This window comes from Variovorax sp. YR266, from assembly GCF_900107295.1.
Lineage (GTDB): Bacteria > Pseudomonadota > Gammaproteobacteria > Burkholderiales > Burkholderiaceae_C > Variovorax.
Genome location: NZ_FNPM01000006.1, coordinates 17247 through 33705, shown reverse-complemented (window position 1 = coordinate 33705; position 16459 = coordinate 17247). Strand labels below are relative to the sequence as shown.

At 63.5% G+C, this 16459-nt stretch carries 16 protein-coding genes and 1 tRNA gene; 4 read left to right on the top strand and 13 right to left on the bottom strand.

From position 1 onward, the window contains the following. Positions 1–36: 36 nt before the first annotated feature. Positions 37–1815 (top strand): cytochrome c biogenesis protein DipZ, encoded by a 1779-nt coding sequence (locus tag BLW48_RS16785; RefSeq protein WP_093176454.1) that lies wholly within the window; start codon positions 37–39, stop codon positions 1813–1815. A 201-nt stretch (positions 1816–2016) separates the two neighbouring features. Here BLW48_RS16785 and BLW48_RS16780 read toward each other — a convergent pair whose 3' ends face one another. Beyond that, positions 2017–2265 (bottom strand): hypothetical protein, encoded by a 249-nt coding sequence (locus BLW48_RS16780; RefSeq protein WP_093176451.1) that lies wholly within the window; start codon positions 2263–2265, stop codon positions 2017–2019. Between the two features lie 364 nt (positions 2266–2629). Between BLW48_RS16780 and BLW48_RS16775 the strand changes: the two genes are divergently transcribed. Then, complete coding sequence (locus tag BLW48_RS16775) at positions 2630–3631, top strand: hypothetical protein (protein WP_093176449.1); 1002 nt, start codon at positions 2630–2632, stop codon at positions 3629–3631. Between the two features lie 129 nt (positions 3632–3760). Here the strand turns inward: BLW48_RS16775 and BLW48_RS16770 are convergent. The 10 genes from BLW48_RS16770 to BLW48_RS16725 all read right to left on the bottom strand — a co-directional run bounded on the left by BLW48_RS16770 (position 3761) and on the right by BLW48_RS16725 (position 12351). Beyond that, positions 3761–3837, bottom strand: a tRNA-Pro gene (locus tag BLW48_RS16770). A gap of 26 nt (positions 3838–3863) precedes the next feature. Beyond that, the gene (locus BLW48_RS16765) at positions 3864–4322 is read right to left on the bottom strand and encodes a MerR family transcriptional regulator (protein ID WP_093053060.1); all 459 of its coding nucleotides are present in this window, start codon (positions 4320–4322) and stop codon (positions 3864–3866) included. Between the two features lie 64 nt (positions 4323–4386). Beyond that, positions 4387–4758: an integration host factor subunit alpha gene (locus tag BLW48_RS16760; RefSeq protein WP_093176447.1), complete on the bottom strand. Its 372-nt coding sequence runs from the start codon at positions 4756–4758 to the stop codon at positions 4387–4389. 5 nt (positions 4759–4763) lie between these two features. Then, on the bottom strand, positions 4764–7205 hold the full coding sequence (pheT, locus tag BLW48_RS16755; protein WP_093176445.1) for a phenylalanine--tRNA ligase subunit beta: 2442 nt from the start codon (positions 7203–7205) through the stop codon (positions 4764–4766). A 38-nt stretch (positions 7206–7243) separates the two neighbouring features. Further along, entirely contained in the window at positions 7244–8320 is a 1077-nt protein-coding gene (pheS, locus tag BLW48_RS16750) for a phenylalanine--tRNA ligase subunit alpha (protein WP_093053069.1), read from the bottom strand. Between the two features lie 113 nt (positions 8321–8433). Beyond that, a complete protein-coding gene (gene rplT, locus BLW48_RS16745; RefSeq protein ID WP_007832499.1) occupies positions 8434–8793 on the bottom strand; it encodes a 50S ribosomal protein L20 in 360 nt (119 codons plus the stop codon). 24 nt (positions 8794–8817) lie between these two features. Continuing rightward, a complete protein-coding gene (gene rpmI / locus BLW48_RS16740; protein WP_007832497.1) occupies positions 8818–9021 on the bottom strand; it encodes a 50S ribosomal protein L35 in 204 nt (67 codons plus the stop codon). A 162-nt stretch (positions 9022–9183) separates the two neighbouring features. After that, positions 9184–9810, bottom strand: a complete 627-nt coding sequence (gene infC, locus BLW48_RS16735; RefSeq protein WP_093053072.1) for a translation initiation factor IF-3 — start codon at positions 9808–9810, stop codon at positions 9184–9186. 101 nt (positions 9811–9911) lie between these two features. Next, positions 9912–11819, bottom strand: coding sequence for a threonine--tRNA ligase (gene thrS / locus BLW48_RS16730; protein ID WP_093081667.1), 1908 nt, complete (start codon positions 11817–11819; stop codon positions 9912–9914). Positions 11820–12039: 220 nt separating this feature from the next. Continuing rightward, positions 12040–12351 (bottom strand): putative quinol monooxygenase, encoded by a 312-nt coding sequence (locus BLW48_RS16725; protein ID WP_093176442.1) that lies wholly within the window; start codon positions 12349–12351, stop codon positions 12040–12042. A 115-nt stretch (positions 12352–12466) separates the two neighbouring features. On the opposite strand from BLW48_RS16725, the gene BLW48_RS16720 reads away from it, so the two are divergent. Beyond that, the gene (locus BLW48_RS16720) at positions 12467–13429 is read left to right on the top strand and encodes a GlxA family transcriptional regulator (RefSeq protein WP_093176813.1); all 963 of its coding nucleotides are present in this window, start codon (positions 12467–12469) and stop codon (positions 13427–13429) included. Between the two features lie 101 nt (positions 13430–13530). Here the strand turns inward: BLW48_RS16720 and aceA are convergent, their stop codons facing one another. Both aceA and BLW48_RS16710 read right to left on the bottom strand, forming a co-directional pair. After that, complete coding sequence (gene aceA, locus BLW48_RS16715; protein ID WP_093053080.1) at positions 13531–14862, bottom strand: isocitrate lyase; 1332 nt, start codon at positions 14860–14862, stop codon at positions 13531–13533. Between the two features lie 206 nt (positions 14863–15068). Then, positions 15069–15482 (bottom strand): gamma-glutamylcyclotransferase family protein, encoded by a 414-nt coding sequence (locus BLW48_RS16710; RefSeq protein ID WP_093176440.1) that lies wholly within the window; start codon positions 15480–15482, stop codon positions 15069–15071. Positions 15483–15520: 38 nt separating this feature from the next. Between BLW48_RS16710 and BLW48_RS16705 the strand changes: the two genes are divergently transcribed. Beyond that, a complete protein-coding gene (locus tag BLW48_RS16705) occupies positions 15521–16444 on the top strand; it encodes a DMT family transporter (protein WP_093053086.1) in 924 nt (307 codons plus the stop codon). Positions 16445–16459 lie beyond the last annotated feature (15 nt).

Genomic DNA, 16459 nt, shown 5'->3' with positions numbered 1-16459 from the left:
CCGCGCCCTCATCCCCCCATTGACCAGACCCCGACCATGCTCCTCCTCATCGTTGCCTACCTGGGTGGTGTGCTCACCATCCTGAGTCCGTGCATCCTGCCCGTGCTCCCGTTCGTGTTCGCGCGCGCCGATCGGCCGTTCCGCTCGCATGGCATGCCCATGCTGCTGGGCATGGCGCTGGCGTTCTCGGCCATCGCCACGCTGGCGGCTGTGGGCGGTGGTTGGGTCGTGGCGCTCAACGAATACGGGCGCTATGCGGCGATTGCGCTGCTGGCGGTGTTCGGCGTGACGCTGCTGTTTCCATCGGTGGCCGACCGGCTGAGCCGTCCGCTGGTGGCGCTTGGCTTGCGGTTGTCGGGGCCCGCTTCAGAGAAGAAGGCGTCGGTGTTCTCGCCGCTGTTGCTGGGGGTTGGCACGGGGCTGCTGTGGGCGCCGTGCGCGGGGCCGATCCTCGGGCTGATCCTGACTGGCGCCGCGCTCAACGGCGCGAGCATCGGCACTTCGTTGTTGCTGCTGGCCTATGCGGCCGGTGCGTGCACCTCGCTGGCGGCTGCACTGCTCTTTGGCGGTCGACTGTTCTCGGCGATGAAGGGGTCGCTGCGCACCGGTGAATGGATGCGGCGCGTGGCCGGCGTGGCCGTTCTTGTGGGCGTCGGCGCTATTGCGCTGGGGCTGGACACCGGGCTGCTCAGCCGCCTCTCTGTCGGCACAACTTCGGCGTTGGAGAAAGCACTGGTGGAGAAGATCGACATGCCCATGCCATCGCCGCAACCGAAGGCTTCCATCGACCCGGGCGGCCTGATGCTGACGTCGACGCAACCGGAGCCGAAGAAGCCCGCATTGGCACTGCCCGACGAAGGTGGCTTTCCTTCGCTGGCCGGCGCCACCGAGTGGCTCAACTCCGCGCCGCTGACGCCCGAGGGCCTGCGCGGCAAGGTCGTGCTGGTCGACTTCTGGACCTACTCGTGCATCAACTGCCTGCGCACCCTGCCCTACGTTCGCGCATGGGCAGAGAAGTACAAGGACGCGGGGCTGGTGGTGGTCGGCGTGCATGCGCCGGAGTTCGCGTTCGAGAAGCAGCCTGCCAACGTGCGCCGCGCAACGAAGGACCTGGGCATTGGCTTCCCGGTGGCCGTCGACAGCAACTACGCGATCTGGCGCTCTTTTGGCAACCAGTACTGGCCGGCGTTCTATGTCGTCGATGCGCAGGGGCGCATCAGGCATCACCAGTTCGGCGAGGGGCAGTACGCGAAGTCGGAGCAGGTCATCCAGCAGTTGCTGGCGGAAGCCGGGCGGCCGGTTGTGCCGGCCGACACGGTCTCGCCGGAAGGCCAGGGTACGCAGGCTGCGGCGGCTGCGTCGCCGGCCCTGTCGGGCGAGACCTACCTGGGCTACGAGCGCGCGCAGAGCTTCGCCTCGCCTGGTGGCATCGCGAAGGATCGTGCGCGGGTCTATCCCGCGGCTTCATCACTGCGCGCCAACCAGTGGGCACTGAGCGGCGAATGGTCGGTGGAAAGCGAACGCGCGGTGCTGGTGCGGGCCAATGGGCGCATCGCCTATCGCTTTCATGCACGCGACCTGCATCTGGTGCTCGGCCCGTCGGCCGATGGCAAGCCCGTGCGCTTCAAGGTTCTGATCGACGGCAAGCCACCGCTGGCAGACCACGGCACCGATACCGATGCGCAAGGCAATGGCACCATCGATGGACAGCGGCTGTACCAACTGGTGCGCCAGACGGCGAACGAAAAAGACCGCCTGTTCGAAATCGAATTTCTCGACGCGGGCGCGCAGGCCTACGTGTTCACCTTCGGCTGATCGCCCTTGGTGCCCCTTACAGGTGCTGCGCTACAAGCACCACGGCCCCGGCGATAGAAATGGCGCCGCCGACGAACTTCCTGAATGCCTTCATGGCGTTGTTCTCCTTCAGTGAAGCTCAATGGTGCCGCGCGGCGGGGTGTTCGTGGGTTGGGAATCCTCATGTGCGGGATAGAAAAGCCCAACCTGCAAGAGCAGCATCTACGACTTGGCACCCGGCAAGGAGAGCCGCTCTCTCGCGAACTGACTGGCCCGGAGCCGCACCCGCTGCAATGCAGCCTCCAGCGTGGGCTGCTGCATGAATACGACCACTCCCCGCCTGAGCCCACGAAGGCTCAACTCGGCAACGCCCGCATAGCGGCCGCTGGTGGTCTGCTTGATATCGATGCGGCTCGACCAGCCATCGGGCAGGTTGACGAGGAGTTGTAGTTGTTGCTGTGTGACGTTCATGTTGGGGCTGAGGATAGGCCTCGAACCCGCAGCGCCCCAAGGAACTAGTTCCTTTGCATTAGCAATACTTCAAGATTGCCATCAGGGGATATCCGGCGCACCCCTCATCCTCAATGTCTCCCAGATTGGTCGCGATCATCGGTTTGCCCGCCTCCCTCCGGCGGGCTCCTCCCTCCGACCCCACGCGCAAGAACGGGGTCCTTCAGCTCGCCTTTGTGCGAGCTTTTTTTTGGCTGCACCGTCATTCGCCACCACGCAAGCGATAGACGGCCCGACTTGCATCTTGTGTGACGCAAACTTACATTTACGCAAGAGGAGGCCACACAAGCCAGTCGGGCGACATAAGAGGTGGCAATGCAAAGCCATGCCGATCGTCTTCAATCCAGGCCCGCCTCCACGCTTCGAAGTCAGGGGCAGGAACGACTTTCAACAAAGTACGACGCTGTTCGTCGACCGATCGACCTCCTGGCTGCAACGAGCCATGTACCCTCTGGGCGGCTATAACCCGCTGGGGTTGGTCGAGCAGAGGTATCTGGCTGGTGTGCCTCACACTGGCACGACGTCAAAGACGGGGGTCTCGGTCCCCGGCCAGAACACCATGCGGGCGCATCATGTGGCCGACCATGTGATCCAGCAGTGTGTTTGCGAGTACCTGAACAAGCAGATAACCCTTGGACGATTCGTCGACCGGATCGGCACGCTCTATCTGACGAGTTGGGTCGACGTGATAGTTACCCCACGGCTCTTCGTGATCTGGGCGCAATGGGTCAGTGCGCTGGCAAAGGTGCTGGCGGTCGTCGCGGCTCAAGCAGCAGGACTGCCACAAACCAGGCAGCTGGCATACGGGAATTCATTGGCCTTGGGACTTTCCAATTCCGTGGCGAACGTGCGAATGGGACACCCGCTGACCGACAACGCGCTCTGGCACGGCATTGCTCCACGACTTCAACGAGGCCAGTACGACCTGCTGGGCTACTTTTTCGGCTGGTTGGGCAATCACGACTTCACCAAGCCCACCTTGTCAGTCGAGACATCGCTGGTTGCTGACGTCTGGGAAGACTATTTCACGAATAAGCCCTTGTTTTTCCAGAACAAGAACCGTGTCGTCGTGGGCAAAGTCTTCGTTGGTCCTGCGAATCGACCCAACGCCATCTTCATATCCGAGGAAGATCCGGTCAGGCCGCACAAAGTCGCGCACCGAAGCCTTCCCCAGTACTACCCCGGCGCCAGAGGAGTCAGAGGCTATGTGATCAGGGCAAGCAGAGCGAGCTTCCACGCGACTGCCGTGGTTGCGACCTTGTGCGCAATCGGATACGCCGGCAAGGAGTTGGTTTGGCCGAAGGAAGGTCCCAAGAAGCCGCTTTAGTCGCAGCACCAGAAGTTGGTCGGCAGTCCAACATTACTCTGGACTGATGCCGTCTATTTCTGGTTGGCTCTATCAAAGAAAAACGGGTTACGCCTTGTGAGCATAACCCGTCGTTCTATCTACTGATTTTGGTCGGTGTGAAAGGATTCGAACCTTCGACCCCTTGCACCCCATGCAAGTGCGCTACCAGGCTGCGCCACACACCGAAGCTCTCGATTATAGCGGTTGAAATTCAGCGTCCGAGAGTCAGCAGCTCACGAATTTCAAAGAGTTCGCGCCGCAGGTGCAACAACTGCGACAGGTCGACCGTCTGCGTGGCAGACGACGAGGGCGAATCCTGCACCACGGCGGCATCGAATTCTTCCTGGTCGATCTCGATGGCCTCCATGCCGTCGAGCGGCACCTCGCCCGCCTTGCGACGGTCGCGTTCACCTTGCACGAGCTCCTGAAGCTTGTTGCGCGCACCGCTGATCGTGAAGCCCTGGTCATAGAGCAGATCGCGTATGCGGCGGATCATGAGCACCTCGTGGTGCTGGTAGTAGCGGCGGTTGCCGCGCCGCTTCATGGGCCGCAGCTGCGTGAACTCCTGCTCCCAATAACGCAGCACGTGCGGCTTGACGCCGCACAGTTCGCCGACCTCACCAATGGTGAAGTAGCGTTTGACGGGAATCGGAGGGAGCGTTTTCTCCATTGAAATCAAGACTGTGCGCGGGAAACCTGAGAGATTACTCTACGCAGGCGCGCAGCACCAAGCACTATTCGGCGCCCAGGCTCCACTCGACTTCAGATGCGCCGTTCTGGTCGATGCTTCCATGAATCTGCTCCTTGAGCTTCGCACTCGCGTGGAACGTGGCCACGCGGCGCTCGCCGATCGGGATGGCCTCGCCAGTGCGCGGGTTGCGGCCCGGCCGGGGCGCCTTCACGCGGATCTGGAAGTTGCCGAAGCCCGAGATCTTCACGTCCGTGCCTTCGATGAGACTGCTGGCCACGAGCTCGAAGAACGCCTCGACCATGTCCTTGGACTCGCGCTTGTTCAGGCCGATCTGCTCGAACAGCAGGTCGGCCAGATGCGCCTTGGTGAGCGCAGGCGTTTCGAGAGCCTCGAGCGTGAATTCGGCAGCGTTCATTCTCATCATCCCCTCAAGCGGCCGCCGAGCTTGGCGTCCAGTTGTTCGACGATTGCACGGACTGCGGGCTCGACCTGCTCGTCCGTCAGGGTGGCGTTGTCGCTCTGGAAACTGAGGCGAACCGCCATGCTCTTCTCGCCTTGCGCCAACGCGCCCGGCGCAGCCACGGCACCATCGCGCAGCGGCTGCGGGCGATAGATGTCGAACAGCGTCACGTCGCGCAGCAGTCCCTGCGCAGCTGTCGTCGCGCGGATGGCCTGCACCAGTGCATCGTGCGTGACGGCTTCAGCCACCACCACGGCAAGGTCACGCTCCACGGCCTGATGCTTGGGCACTGGCTGAGCAACCGGCACGGGGCGCGCCGTGACGGCGTCGAGGTCGAGTTCGAACAACACGGGCGCTTGGGCGAAGTCCCACTTCTGGCGCCAGCGCGGATGCAGTTCGCCGACGAAGCCGATGGCCTTGCCGCCAACCAGCACACGCGCCGAACGGCCCGGGTGCAGGGCCGGATGCTCGGCCACCTCGAAGCTGGGCACCAGCGGCGCGAGCAGTGCTTCGACGTCGCCCTTGACGTCGTAGAAGTCGACGCGCTGCGGCTTGCCGTCCCAGCGCGACTCGTCGGCGTCGCCCCAGGCGAGGCCCGCCACGCGCATCGGCTGGTTCACGCCGCGCACGGTGCTGTCGGTGGTGGCAACGCTGTCGTCGCGCATGAACACACGGCCCACTTCGAACACACGCACGCGAGGCGCCTTGCGGTCGAGGTTGAACTTGAGCACCTGCAGCAGCGAGCCCAGCAGCGACGAGCGCATCACGCTCATCTGGCTGGCGATGGGGTTCAGCAGCTTGATCGGGTTGGCATTGCCTGCGAGGTCTTGCTCCCAATGCGCTTCGACGAAACTGAAGTTGATCGTTTCCTGATAGCCCAGCGCTGCGACGCTGCGGCGCACCGCGAACCGGCTGCGCTGCGCCTCGGGCCGCACGCGGGCGGTGATGGGGGCGAGCGGCGCGGTGGTCGGCAGGTTGTTGAAGCCGATCAGGCGCGCGACTTCCTCGATCAGGTCTTCTTCGATCAGCAGGTCGAAGCGATGCGGCGGCGGGGTCACGGTCAACGTGCCCTCGCCTTCGGTGATCGCGAAACCGAGGCGATTCAGCGCGTCGGCGCATTGCGCCTGCGTCAGCGGCATGCCGATCACGCGCGCCGCACGCTCGACGCGCAGCGTGACGGGCACGGCCTCGGGCACGCTCAGCGTCTGGTCGTCCATCCTGCCGGCCTCGCCGCCGCAGATCTCGACGATCAGCTGCGTGATGCGCTCGATGATCTGCACAGTGCGGCTCGGATCGACGCCGCGCTCGTAGCGGTGACCCGCATCGGTCGAGAAGTTGAAGCGGCGCGAACGGCCCTGCACCGCCTCGGGCCACCAGAAAGCGGCTTCGACATAGATGTTGCGCGTGTCGTCGGTCACCGAGGTGGCGTCGCCGCCCATGATGCCGGCGAGCGATTCGACTTCGCGCTCGTCGGCAATCACGCCGACCTTCTCGTCGACGGTGATGGTCGTGCCGTTGAGCAGCTTGAGCTGTTCGCCCGCCTTGCCCCAGCGCACCGTGAGGCCGCCGTGGATCTTGTCGAGATCGAAGATGTGGCTGGGCTGGCCGTATTCGAACATCACGTAGTTCGAGATGTCGACCAGCGGCGTCACACTGCGTTGGCCGCAGCGCGCAAGGCGCTCGACCATCCATGCCGGTGTGACGACCTTGGTGTCGACGCCGCGCACGATGCGACCCGAGAAGCGGCCGCAGAGTTCGGGAGCCTCGACCTTGACCGGCAACACGTCGGCGAACGACGTCACCACCGGCGCGATGGCAGGGGTCTTGAGCGGCGCGCCGGTGAGCGCGGCGAGCTCGCGCGCCACGCCGTAGACGCTGAGGCCGTGCGCCAGGTTGGGGGTGAGCTTGAGCGTGAGCAGCGCGTCGTCGAGCTTGAGCACGTCGCGCACGTCGGCGCCGATGGGCGCGTCGGCATCGAGCTCGAGCAGGCCGCCGTGGTCTTCGTTCAGACCCAGTTCGCGCGCCGAGCACAGCATGCCCTGGCTCTCGACGCCGCGCAGCTTGCCGAGCTTGATGAGGAAGGGCTTGCCGTCTTCACCCGGCGGCAGTTCGGCGCCGACGAGTGCGCAAGGCACCTTGATGCCAACGCGCGCATTGGGCGCGCCGCACACGATATTGAGCAAGCCGCCCTGCCCCGCGTCGACCTGGCACACGCGCAGGCGATCGGCATTCGGGTGCTGCTCGGCTTCCTTGATTTCGCCGACCACGATGCGCGTGAAAGGCGGCGCCACCGGTCGGCGCTCTTCGACCTCGAAGCCGCCCATGGTGAGCGTTTCGGCCAGTGCGGCGCTGTCGAGGGGCGGGTTGCAGAACTCGCGCAGCCAGGATTCCGGGAATTGCATCTCTTCGATCTCGATCTGGTTTTTCTATGGAGGGGTGCTTACTGGAACTGCGAGAGAAAACGCAGGTCGCCGTCGAAGAAGAGGCGCAGGTCGTTCACACCGTAGCGCAGCATCGTGAGCCGATCAGGGCCCATGCCGAAAGCGAAGCCGATGTAGCGCTCGGGATCGAGGCCCATGTTGCGCACCACGTTCGGATGCACCTGGCCCGAACCCGACACCTCGAGCCAGCGGCCGGCCAGCGGCCCGCTCGCGAACTGGATGTCGATCTCGGCGCTCGGTTCGGTGAACGGGAAGAAGCTCGGGCGGAAGCGCAGCACGAGGTCGTCGCGCTCGAAGAAGGTGCGGCAGAAGTCGGTGAAGACGACCTTCAGGTCCTTGAAGCTCACGTTCTCGCCGAGCCACAGGCCTTCGCACTGGTGGAACATGGGCGAGTGGGTGGCGTCGCTGTCGACGCGGTAGGTACGGCCCGGGGCGATCACGCGGATCTCGGGCGCCTTCACGGTGCCGGTAGTGTCGGCCGCAGCGGCTGCGAACTCGGCGGCGTACTTCTTGATGTGCTGATGCGCATAGCGCACCTGCATCGGGCTGGTGTGCGGACGCAGGTTGTAGGGGATGCCGTCGTCGCCGTTGATGTCGACGTAGAAGGTGTCCTGCATCGAACGCGCCGGATGGTTCGGCGGATTGTTGAGCGAGGTGAAGCTGTGCCAGTCGCTCTCGACTTCGGGGCCGTCGGCCACGTCGAAGCCCATGCTGGAGAAGATCTCCTCGATGCGCTCCAGGGTACGGCTCACGGGGTGCAGTCCGCCGGGAATGCGGCGACGGCCTGGCAGGCTCACGTCGAGCGCTTCGGCGCGCAGTTGCAGCGAGAGTTCTTCGTCGGCCAGTTGCTGGCGGCGGTCGGTCAGTGCGGCCTCGATGGCCTGCTTGGCGACATTGATCGCTGCGCCGCGGGACTTCTTCTCTTCGACACTCAGCGCGGCCATGCCCTTCATCAACTCGGTGATGCGGCCCGACTTGCCGAGGAACTGGGCCTTGGCGTTTTCGAGCTCGGCGGGCGTTTTCGCTTCGGCGAAGGCGGCGCGTGCGGTGTCGACCAGGGAGTCCAACTCGTTCATAGCAACAAAAATCTTCGAGGGGAAATAAAAAAGAGCTGGAGCCTTTTCAAGCGCCAGCCCTTGAGCCGTGGGCGCAGGAAGCTGCCCGGAGGCAGCATCCCTGCTGTGCAGAATCAAGCAGCCAGCTTGGCCTTGACCTGCTCCACGATGCCGGCAAAAGCGGCCTTGTCGTGCACGGCGATGTCCGCAAGCATCTTGCGGTCGATCTCGATACCGGCCTTGCGGATGCCGTTGGCGAACTGGCTGTAGGTCAGGCCCAGTTCACGCGAGGCGGCGTTGATACGCGCGATCCACAGCTGACGGAACACGCGCTTCTTGGTACGGCGGTCACGGTAGGCGTATTGGCCTGCCTTCATCACCGCCTGTTTGGCGACGCGGAAGACATTGCCGCGGCGACCGCGGAAACCCTTGGCGAGTGCGAGAACTTTCTTGTGGCGGGCGCGAGCCGTTACACCACGTTTGACGCGAGGCATGTGTGTACTCCTTGTTCGTCTGAGTTAAATGCCACGGCCGGGCAGCATGGCGGCGACAGAAACCATGTTGGTCTCATGCACTGCGACTGCACCACGCAGGTGACGCTTGTTCTTGGTGGTCTTCTTCGTCAAGATGTGACGCTTGAAGGCTTGACCGCGCTTGACGGTGCCACCGGGACGAACGCGGAAACGTTTTTTCGCGCTGCTCTTGGTCTTCATTTTGGGCATGTGAATGCTCCTTTAGTTTGTGCTCGTGAGGCGCCATGGATGCTCCACGGACTTGTTGGCCCCGAGACACTTCTTTATCCCGCCCCTGCCGGCATCTCTTGCGAGGCGCTGGCAAGGGCGAAATCCCTTCGAACCTTCTCTTCTCTACTGCAACCCTGACGCTCAGGCTGTTGCGGGCGACGCTGTCGGCGCGGCAGCGGCATCTGCAGCCGGCTTCGGCGCAGCGCCACCAGCCTTCTTGCGACCCGGCGCGATCATCATGATCATCTGCCGGCCTTCGAGCTTCGGAAACTGCTCGACCATGATCAGGTCACCCAGTTCGTCGCGAATACGCTGCAGCAAAGCCAGACCGAGCTCCTGGTGCGTGATCTCGCGGCCGCGGAAGCGCAGCGTGATCTTGCATTTGTCGCCCTCATCAAGAAAGCGCTTGATGTTGCGCATCTTGATGTTGTAGTCGCCATCGTCGGTACCGGGCCGGAACTTGATTTCCTTGACCTCAATGACCTTCTGCTTCGACTTCGCCTCGGCTGCCTTCTTCTGCTCGTGGTACTTGAACTTGCCGTACTCGATCAGGCGGCACACGGGCGGGTTGGCCGCCGCAACGACCTCCACCAGGTCCACGTCCTGCTCACCGGCAAGGCGCAGAGCCTCGGCAAGACTCACGACACCCAATTGCTCGTTATCCGGGCCGATCAGGCGGACTTCCGGGGCCATGATTTCCCGGTTCAGGCGGTGTTGGCGTTCCTCGCGGTGGCGGCGGTCGCGGAATGCAGTAGCGATGGTCAGAATCCTTCAAAATTTGCTACAAAATCTGTAGCGAACACCGGTCAGTCCTCGCGGACAAACGGCATGATTTGGCTTTGAAACATATGGGGTGTTCCGAAGACAAATCAACGCTTGTCGGCAATATCCTGGACGAGCCGTTGCACGAACGATTCGAGGGACATTGCACCGAGGTCTTGATTGCCCCGGGCGCGCACTGCGACGGCACCTGCTTCCTTTTCCTTGTCGCCTACGACAACAATATAAGGGAGCTTTTGCAACGAATGCTTCCGTATTTTATACGTAATCTTCTCGTTGTGCAGGTCAAGCTGAACCCTAAGCCCTTGATTTTGCAGCGCTTTCGCAACTTGCGCAGCGTAATCGGCCTGTCCTTCGCTGATATTGAGCACCGCCACCTGCACCGGAGCGAGCCATGCAGGCAGCGCGCCCGAGTGGTGTTCGATCAGCATGCCGATGAAGCGCTCGAGGCTGCCGACGATCGCGCGGTGCAGCATCACAGGGTGCGCGCGGCCGCTCGATTCCGTCACGTATTCGCCGCCCAGGCGCTCGGCCGTGTTGAAGTCGACCTGCATCGTGCCGCACTGCCACTGGCGGCCGATGGCATCGCGCAGCGTGTATTCGATCTTGGGGCCGTAGAAGGCGCCATCGCCCGGTGCGATGACGAAGTCGACGCCCGAGCGACGCAGCGATTCCATCACCGCGTGCTCGGCCTTGTCCCACAGCTCGTCGGAGCCGACGCGGTTCTCGGGCCGCGTGGCGACCTTGTAGAGGATGTCCGTGAAGCCGAAGTCGGCGTAGACCTTCTGCAGCTGCTCCGTGTACGCGATGCACTCGTCGAGGATCTGGTCCTCCGTGCAGAAGATGTGCCCGTCGTCCTGCGTGAAGCCTCGCACGCGCATGATGCCGTGCAGCGCACCGCTGGGTTCGTTGCGGTGGCACTGGCCGAACTCGCCGTAGCGCAGCGGCAGGTCGCGGTAGCTGCGCAGGTCGCTCTTGAAGATCAGCACGTGGCCCGGGCAGTTCATCGGCTTGAGCGCATATTCGCGCTTCTCCGACTCCGTCGTGAACATGTTGTCGCGATAGTTCTGCCAGTGGCCCGTTTTCTCCCACAGGCTCTTGTCGAGGATCTGCGGGCCCTTCACTTCCCAATAGCCCGTGTCGCGGTAGATACCGCGCATGTACTGCTCGACGGCCTGCCACACGGCCCAGCCCTTGGGGTGCCAGAACACCACGCCCGGCGCCACTTCGTCGATGTGGAACAGGTCAAGCTCCTTGCCGAGCTTGCGGTGGTCGCGCTTCTCGGCTTCCTCGATGCGCTGGATGTACTGGTCGAGCTGCTTCTTGTCGGCCCAGGCCGTGCCGTAGATGCGCTGCAATTGCTCGTTCTTGGCGTCGCCGCGCCAGTAGGCGCCAGCCAGCTTCGTGAGCTTGAAGACCTTCAGGAAACGCGTGTTCGGCACGTGCGGGCCGCGGCACATGTCGACGTATTCCTGATGGTAGTACAGGCCCATGGCCTGCTCGTCGGGCATGTCCTCGACGAGGCGCAGCTTGTAGTCCTCGCCGCGCGACTTGAAGACTTCGATGACTTCGGCGCGCGGCGTCATCTTCTTGATCACGTCGTAGTCCTGCGCGATCAGCTCGCGCATGCGCGCCTCGATGGCGGCCATGTCCTCGGGCGTGAACGGGCGCTCGTACGAGATGTCGTAGTAGAAGCCTTCGTCGATCACGGGCCCGATCACCATCTTGGCCGTCGGATAGAGCTGCTTCACCGCATGGCCGACCAGGTGGGCCGTCGAATGGCGGATGATTTCCAGGCCTTCGTCGTCCTTGGGCGTGATGATCTGCAGCTTGGCGTCATGGTCGATGACGTCGCTGGCATCGACGAGCCTGCCGTCGACCTTGCCGGCCACCGTCATCTTGGCCAGGCCGGGACCGATGGACTGGGCGACTTCGGCCACCGAAACCGGGCCGGGGAACTCGCGGCGCGAGTTGTCGGGGAGCGTGATCTGGATCATTTGAAGAAAACCTCGGGGGAGAAAAACAAAAAAGCGCGGTGGATGCCGCGCTTTGCTTGGTTGTGAAGCTGGCAGAAACCAGCGAGCGCGGGGCTACCGGCCTTTTCCTTCAGTGAAGAAAAAGCCGCTGAATCCTTGCGGAGTAGTTCGCGGTGTCATAACCAAGGTGCCTTTCTCGCTCTTGTTGAGTGCAGAGTCCGCAATTCTAGCCGCTGCCCGTTCAGGACGCGGGCGCCGCATTCTTGAGTCCCAGCACTTCAATGGGCTCGATAGACGGCGGCTTGGCGAACAGCTCGGGAGCTTTCGCCATCAGCGCCTGGGCGATCGGGCCGGTCAAATGAGCCTGGCGACCGGCTTCGTCTTCGAACGCGTCGAACACGCCGAAGGTGCTCGGCGACAGGCGCAGCGCAAACCAGATCGGCGTGGTCTTCTCGTCGCGCGCCATCGCAAGGCCGGCTTCGAGGAACCTCTCTACATCGCCTTCCCTGCCCGGCTTGGCTTCGAGGCGAGCGAACAGTGCGTACTTGATCATGGGTGATCTCCTGAGTTGAACGGCGCGCGACATTGCGCGGCGTTGGTATGGACTCTAGGCAGCCGTTGTCTCTGGAGCTATTGGCGTTTTTGACATCTTTGATATCGTTATGGCCATGAAGCTCGATGTACTCGCTCTCGATGGCGTGTTCGACACCGGCCTGTCCACGGTGCTCGACGTGTTCACCACTGCCAACGAACTCGCGGCCATGCTGCAGCTCGACGTGGCGCCGTTCGAAGTCACGGTGACGGGCGTTCGCAAGCGGGTGAGAACCTCGCAGGGGCTCACCGTTCCGGTGGCTCGCGCGCTCGACGCCGGGTCCGCGGATTGGCTGATCGTTCCAGCGCTCGGCTGCAAAATGCCCGAAACACTGGAACCCGCCTTGTGTCGCCCCGACGTGCGCGACGCCTGCGCCGCATTGCAGGAACGCGCAAGCAAAAGCGCCAATCTGGCCGCCGCCTGCATCGGCACCTTCGTGCTCGCGGAATCGGGCGTGCTCGATCACGAGAAGGCAACCACGACCTGGTGGCTGGCCACGCTGTTCCGCCAGCGCTACCCTGCCGTGCAACTGGAAGACTCACGCATGCTGGTCAGCTCCGGCAATCTGGTCACGGCCGGCGCGGCGCTGAGCCATGTCGACATGGCGCTGTGGATCGTGCGCCAGGCCAGCCCCGAACTCGCCACGCTGGTCGCGCGCTACCTGATCGTCGACTCGCGACCTTCGCAGTCGGCCTACGTGATCTCCGACCACCTCTCGCATTCCGACCCGCTGGTGGAGCGCTTCGAGCGCTGGGCGCGCGGCCGGCTGGCCGACGGCTTCTCGCTCGACGAGGCCGCACAGGCCGCGGGCACCAGCAAGCGCACGCTGGCCCGTCGCATGCAGCAGGTGCTGGGCAAGAGCCCTCTCTCCTACGTGCAGGACCTGCGCGTGGAGCGCGCGGTGCACCTGCTCAAGACCAGCGACAAGAGCCTGGAGCAGATCGCCGGCATGGTGGGCTACGCCGACGGTGTCACGCTGCGCACCCTGCTGCGCCAGCGTCTGGGCCGCGGCGTGCGCGAGGTGCGCCTCGAAGCCTGAGCACGCAACGGACGCAAAAAAGCCCGGCACGCGGCCGGGCTGAAAGAGACAGCGAAATATCTGTCTATCGAAAGACCGACCCGCGAGGGTCGATCACCCGATCAGTGGAACTGCTCTTCCTCGGTCGAGCCCGACAGCGCCTTCACGCTGGACGAACCGCCCTGGATCACGGTGGTCACGTCGTCGAAGTAACCGGCGCCCACTTCCTGCTGGTGCGACACGAAGGTGTAGCCCTTGTCGCGCGCGGCGAACTCGGGTTCCTGCACCATGTTGACGTAGTGCTTCATGCCTTCGCCGCGGGCGTAGGCGTGGGCGAACTGGAAGGTGTTGAACCAGTTGACGTGGATGCCGGCCAGCGTGATGAACTGGTACTTGTAGCCCAGGGCCGACAGGTCTTCCTGGAACGAGGCGATCTGCTTGTCGTCGAGGTTCTTCTTCCAGTTGAAGGAAGGCGAGCAGTTGTACGACAGCAGCTTGCCGGGGCAGGCGGCGTGCACGGCTTGTGCGAATTCGCGGGCAAAGCCGATGTCCGGCACGCCGGTTTCGCACCACACGAGGTCTGCGTAGGGCGCGTAGGCCACGCCGCGGCTGATGGCCTGCTCCAGGCCGTTCTTCACGCGGTAGAAGCCTTCCTGCGTGCGCTCGCCCGTCAGGAAGGGCTTGTCGTTGGCGTCGTGATCGGAGGTGATCAGGTTCGCGGCTTCCGCGTCGGTGCGGGCCAGGACGATGGTCGACACACCCAGCACGTCGGCTGCGAAGCGCGCGGCAATCAGCTTTTCGCAGGCTTCATGCGTCGGCACGAGCACCTTGCCGCCCATGTGGCCGCACTTCTTCACGGCAGCCAGTTGGTCTTCGAAGTGCACGCCAGCTGCGCCGGCCGTGATCATGTTCTTCATCAGTTCGAAGGCGTTGAGCACGCCGCCGAAACCGGCTTCCGCGTCGGCCACGATGGGCAGGAAGTAGTCGATGAACTCCTTGTCGCCCGGGTTGACACCGCGGCCCCACTGGATTTCATCGGCGCGGCGGAAAGTGTTGTTGATGCGACGGACCATCGTCGGCACCGAGTCGTAGGCGTACAGCGACTGGTCGGGGTACATCGTCTCGGAGCTGTTGCCGTCGGCGGCGACTTGCCACCCCGACAGGTACACGGCTTCCAGGCCAGCCTTGGCCTGTTGCATCGCCTGACCGGCGGAGATGGCGCCGAACGCGTTCACGTAGCCCTTCTTGGAGCCGCCGTTGATCTTGTCCCAGAGCTTCTCTGCGCCGCGCTTGGCCAGCGTGTGCTCGATGGGGAACGAACCGCGCAGGCGCACCACGTCGGCCGCGCTGTAGCCACGCTTGACGCCCTTCCAGCGCGGATCGGTGGCCCATTCCTTTTCGAGGGCGGCAATCTGCTGTTCGCGGCTGAGTTGTTCTGTGAGGGTCTGGGGCATGGTCACTCCGTGAGGTTGATTGAAGGTTGGGCGCTGCGGCCGTGGAGTTACTGTAATCGGACTGCAGACTCTTATGTCTTATAGAAGACATATTTTTCAATCAACAAAATCAACCACTTACAGATATATTTCTCAATGCAAAATTATTTTTCTCATATTGAGAAAAAATATTGCGGCGCAGCAGCCGCCGGTTTCGCAATGCGCAATCAATCTTTCGGTTGTGAAAACGAGGCATCGCTTCGTGCTGCATGCGCAATCCAATCGCCGCTTTCGATCACGCGGCGGCCCACGATGCGCGCCGGATGGATCTCGTAGATCAGGCAATCGAGCCACTGCCCGCCAACATCCACGCGCACCTGCCGCTTGATGTACTCGCCTGAGTCATCGTCAGCCACTTCCTCGAGCACGTCGAGTGCTGCCTCGACCGCGGGCTCGACGACATAGACCTCGCCCTTCACGCGCCCCACCCCACCCAGCACGACACCCGGATAGGCGCCCAGGTCATACAGCGTGCCGGAAATGCTCGCCTCACCTACCCACACCGGCGCGGGCCGATATCGCGCGATGTCGTTGCGCCCGCCGCGGCGCAGCGTGCCGTAAACAAAAACGTGGGGCATCATCGAAACCGCCTTCTCCGCAACTACAGAACTTCAGTCTATTGAACTCCGCTGCTCCCGCATCAGGCCGCCTCGTGGCCTACGGCTGCCTGGCCCTGAGCATGTCGCTCGTCGGCGGCTACGTCGCCCTCTCCAAGCCCCTTGTCGCCGCCTTTCCGGTGCTGCTGCTCGCATGGCTGCGCTTCGGCATCGCCGCACTGGCCATGCCGCATTGGCTCAAGCGCACACCCGACGAACCGCCGATGACCGCGCGCACGCGCTGGCTGGTGTTCCTCGAGTCGTTCCTCGGCAACTTCATGTTCTCGATCTGCATGCTGTTCGGCGTGAGCCTCACGAGCGCGGTGTCGGCAGGCGTGATCATGGCGTCAATCCCCGCGTGCGTGGCCGTGGCGAGCTGGCTGTTCCTGCGCGAGCGCATCACCGTGCGCATCGGCCTGGCCATCGCATGCGCCGCGCTCGGCATCGGTCTGCTGGCGCTGTCGCCTGCACACGCACCGGCATCGCCCACTGCTTCGTCGGCATCGATGCCCTGGCTCGGCAACCTGCTCGTGTTCTGCGCGGTGCTCTGCGAGACGGCCTACGCGGTGATCGGCAAGTCGCTCACGGGGCGCCTGGGGCCCAAGCGCATCGCCTCGCTCATCAACCTGTGGGGCTTCGTGCTCTCGCTGCCCTTCGGCATCTGGTTCGCGCTGCAGTTCGATTTCACCGCGGTGCGCTTCGGCACCTGGGCTCTGCTCGTGGTCTACGCGCTCGCTGCAAGCATCTGGACGGTGTGGCTCTGGATGACCGGACTTCGCCACGTACCAGCCGCACAAGCAGGTGTTTTCGCCGTGATGCTGCCCGTGAGCGCAGCCCTCGTCGGCGTGCTCGTGCTGGGTGAAAACCTCTCTTCGCCACAGCTGGTTGCGTTCGTCATTGCCCTCGCGGGTGTGGTGCTTGCGACATGGCCTGGGCGCCGAACGTGAAAAACAGGGCTTCTC

Excerpts from the sequence above, each read along its gene's own strand:
- BLW48_RS16785 (WP_093176454.1), top strand. The coding sequence starts at position 37 with ATGCTCCTCCTCATCGTTGCCTACCTGGGTGGTGTGCTCACCATCCTG.
- BLW48_RS16780 (WP_093176451.1), bottom strand. The coding sequence starts at position 2,265 with ATGAACGTCACACAGCAACAACTACAACTCCTCGTCAACCTGCCCGAT.
- BLW48_RS16775 (WP_093176449.1), top strand. The coding sequence starts at position 2,630 with ATGCCGATCGTCTTCAATCCAGGCCCGCCTCCACGCTTCGAAGTCAGG.
- BLW48_RS16765 (WP_093053060.1), bottom strand. The coding sequence starts at position 4,322 with ATGGAGAAAACGCTCCCTCCGATTCCCGTCAAACGCTACTTCACCATT.
- BLW48_RS16760 (WP_093176447.1), bottom strand. The coding sequence starts at position 4,758 with ATGAACGCTGCCGAATTCACGCTCGAGGCTCTCGAAACGCCTGCGCTC.
- pheT (WP_093176445.1), bottom strand. The coding sequence starts at position 7,205 with ATGCAATTCCCGGAATCCTGGCTGCGCGAGTTCTGCAACCCGCCCCTC.
- pheS (WP_093053069.1), bottom strand. The coding sequence starts at position 8,320 with ATGAACGAGTTGGACTCCCTGGTCGACACCGCACGCGCCGCCTTCGCC.
- rplT (WP_007832499.1), bottom strand. The coding sequence starts at position 8,793 with ATGCCTCGCGTCAAACGTGGTGTAACGGCTCGCGCCCGCCACAAGAAA.
- rpmI (WP_007832497.1), bottom strand. The coding sequence starts at position 9,021 with ATGCCCAAAATGAAGACCAAGAGCAGCGCGAAAAAACGTTTCCGCGTT.
- thrS (WP_093081667.1), bottom strand. The coding sequence starts at position 11,819 with ATGATCCAGATCACGCTCCCCGACAACTCGCGCCGCGAGTTCCCCGGC.
- BLW48_RS16725 (WP_093176442.1), bottom strand. The coding sequence starts at position 12,351 with ATGATCAAGTACGCACTGTTCGCTCGCCTCGAAGCCAAGCCGGGCAGG.
- BLW48_RS16720 (WP_093176813.1), top strand. The coding sequence starts at position 12,467 with ATGAAGCTCGATGTACTCGCTCTCGATGGCGTGTTCGACACCGGCCTG.
- aceA (WP_093053080.1), bottom strand. The coding sequence starts at position 14,862 with ATGCCCCAGACCCTCACAGAACAACTCAGCCGCGAACAGCAGATTGCC.
- BLW48_RS16710 (WP_093176440.1), bottom strand. The coding sequence starts at position 15,482 with ATGATGCCCCACGTTTTTGTTTACGGCACGCTGCGCCGCGGCGGGCGC.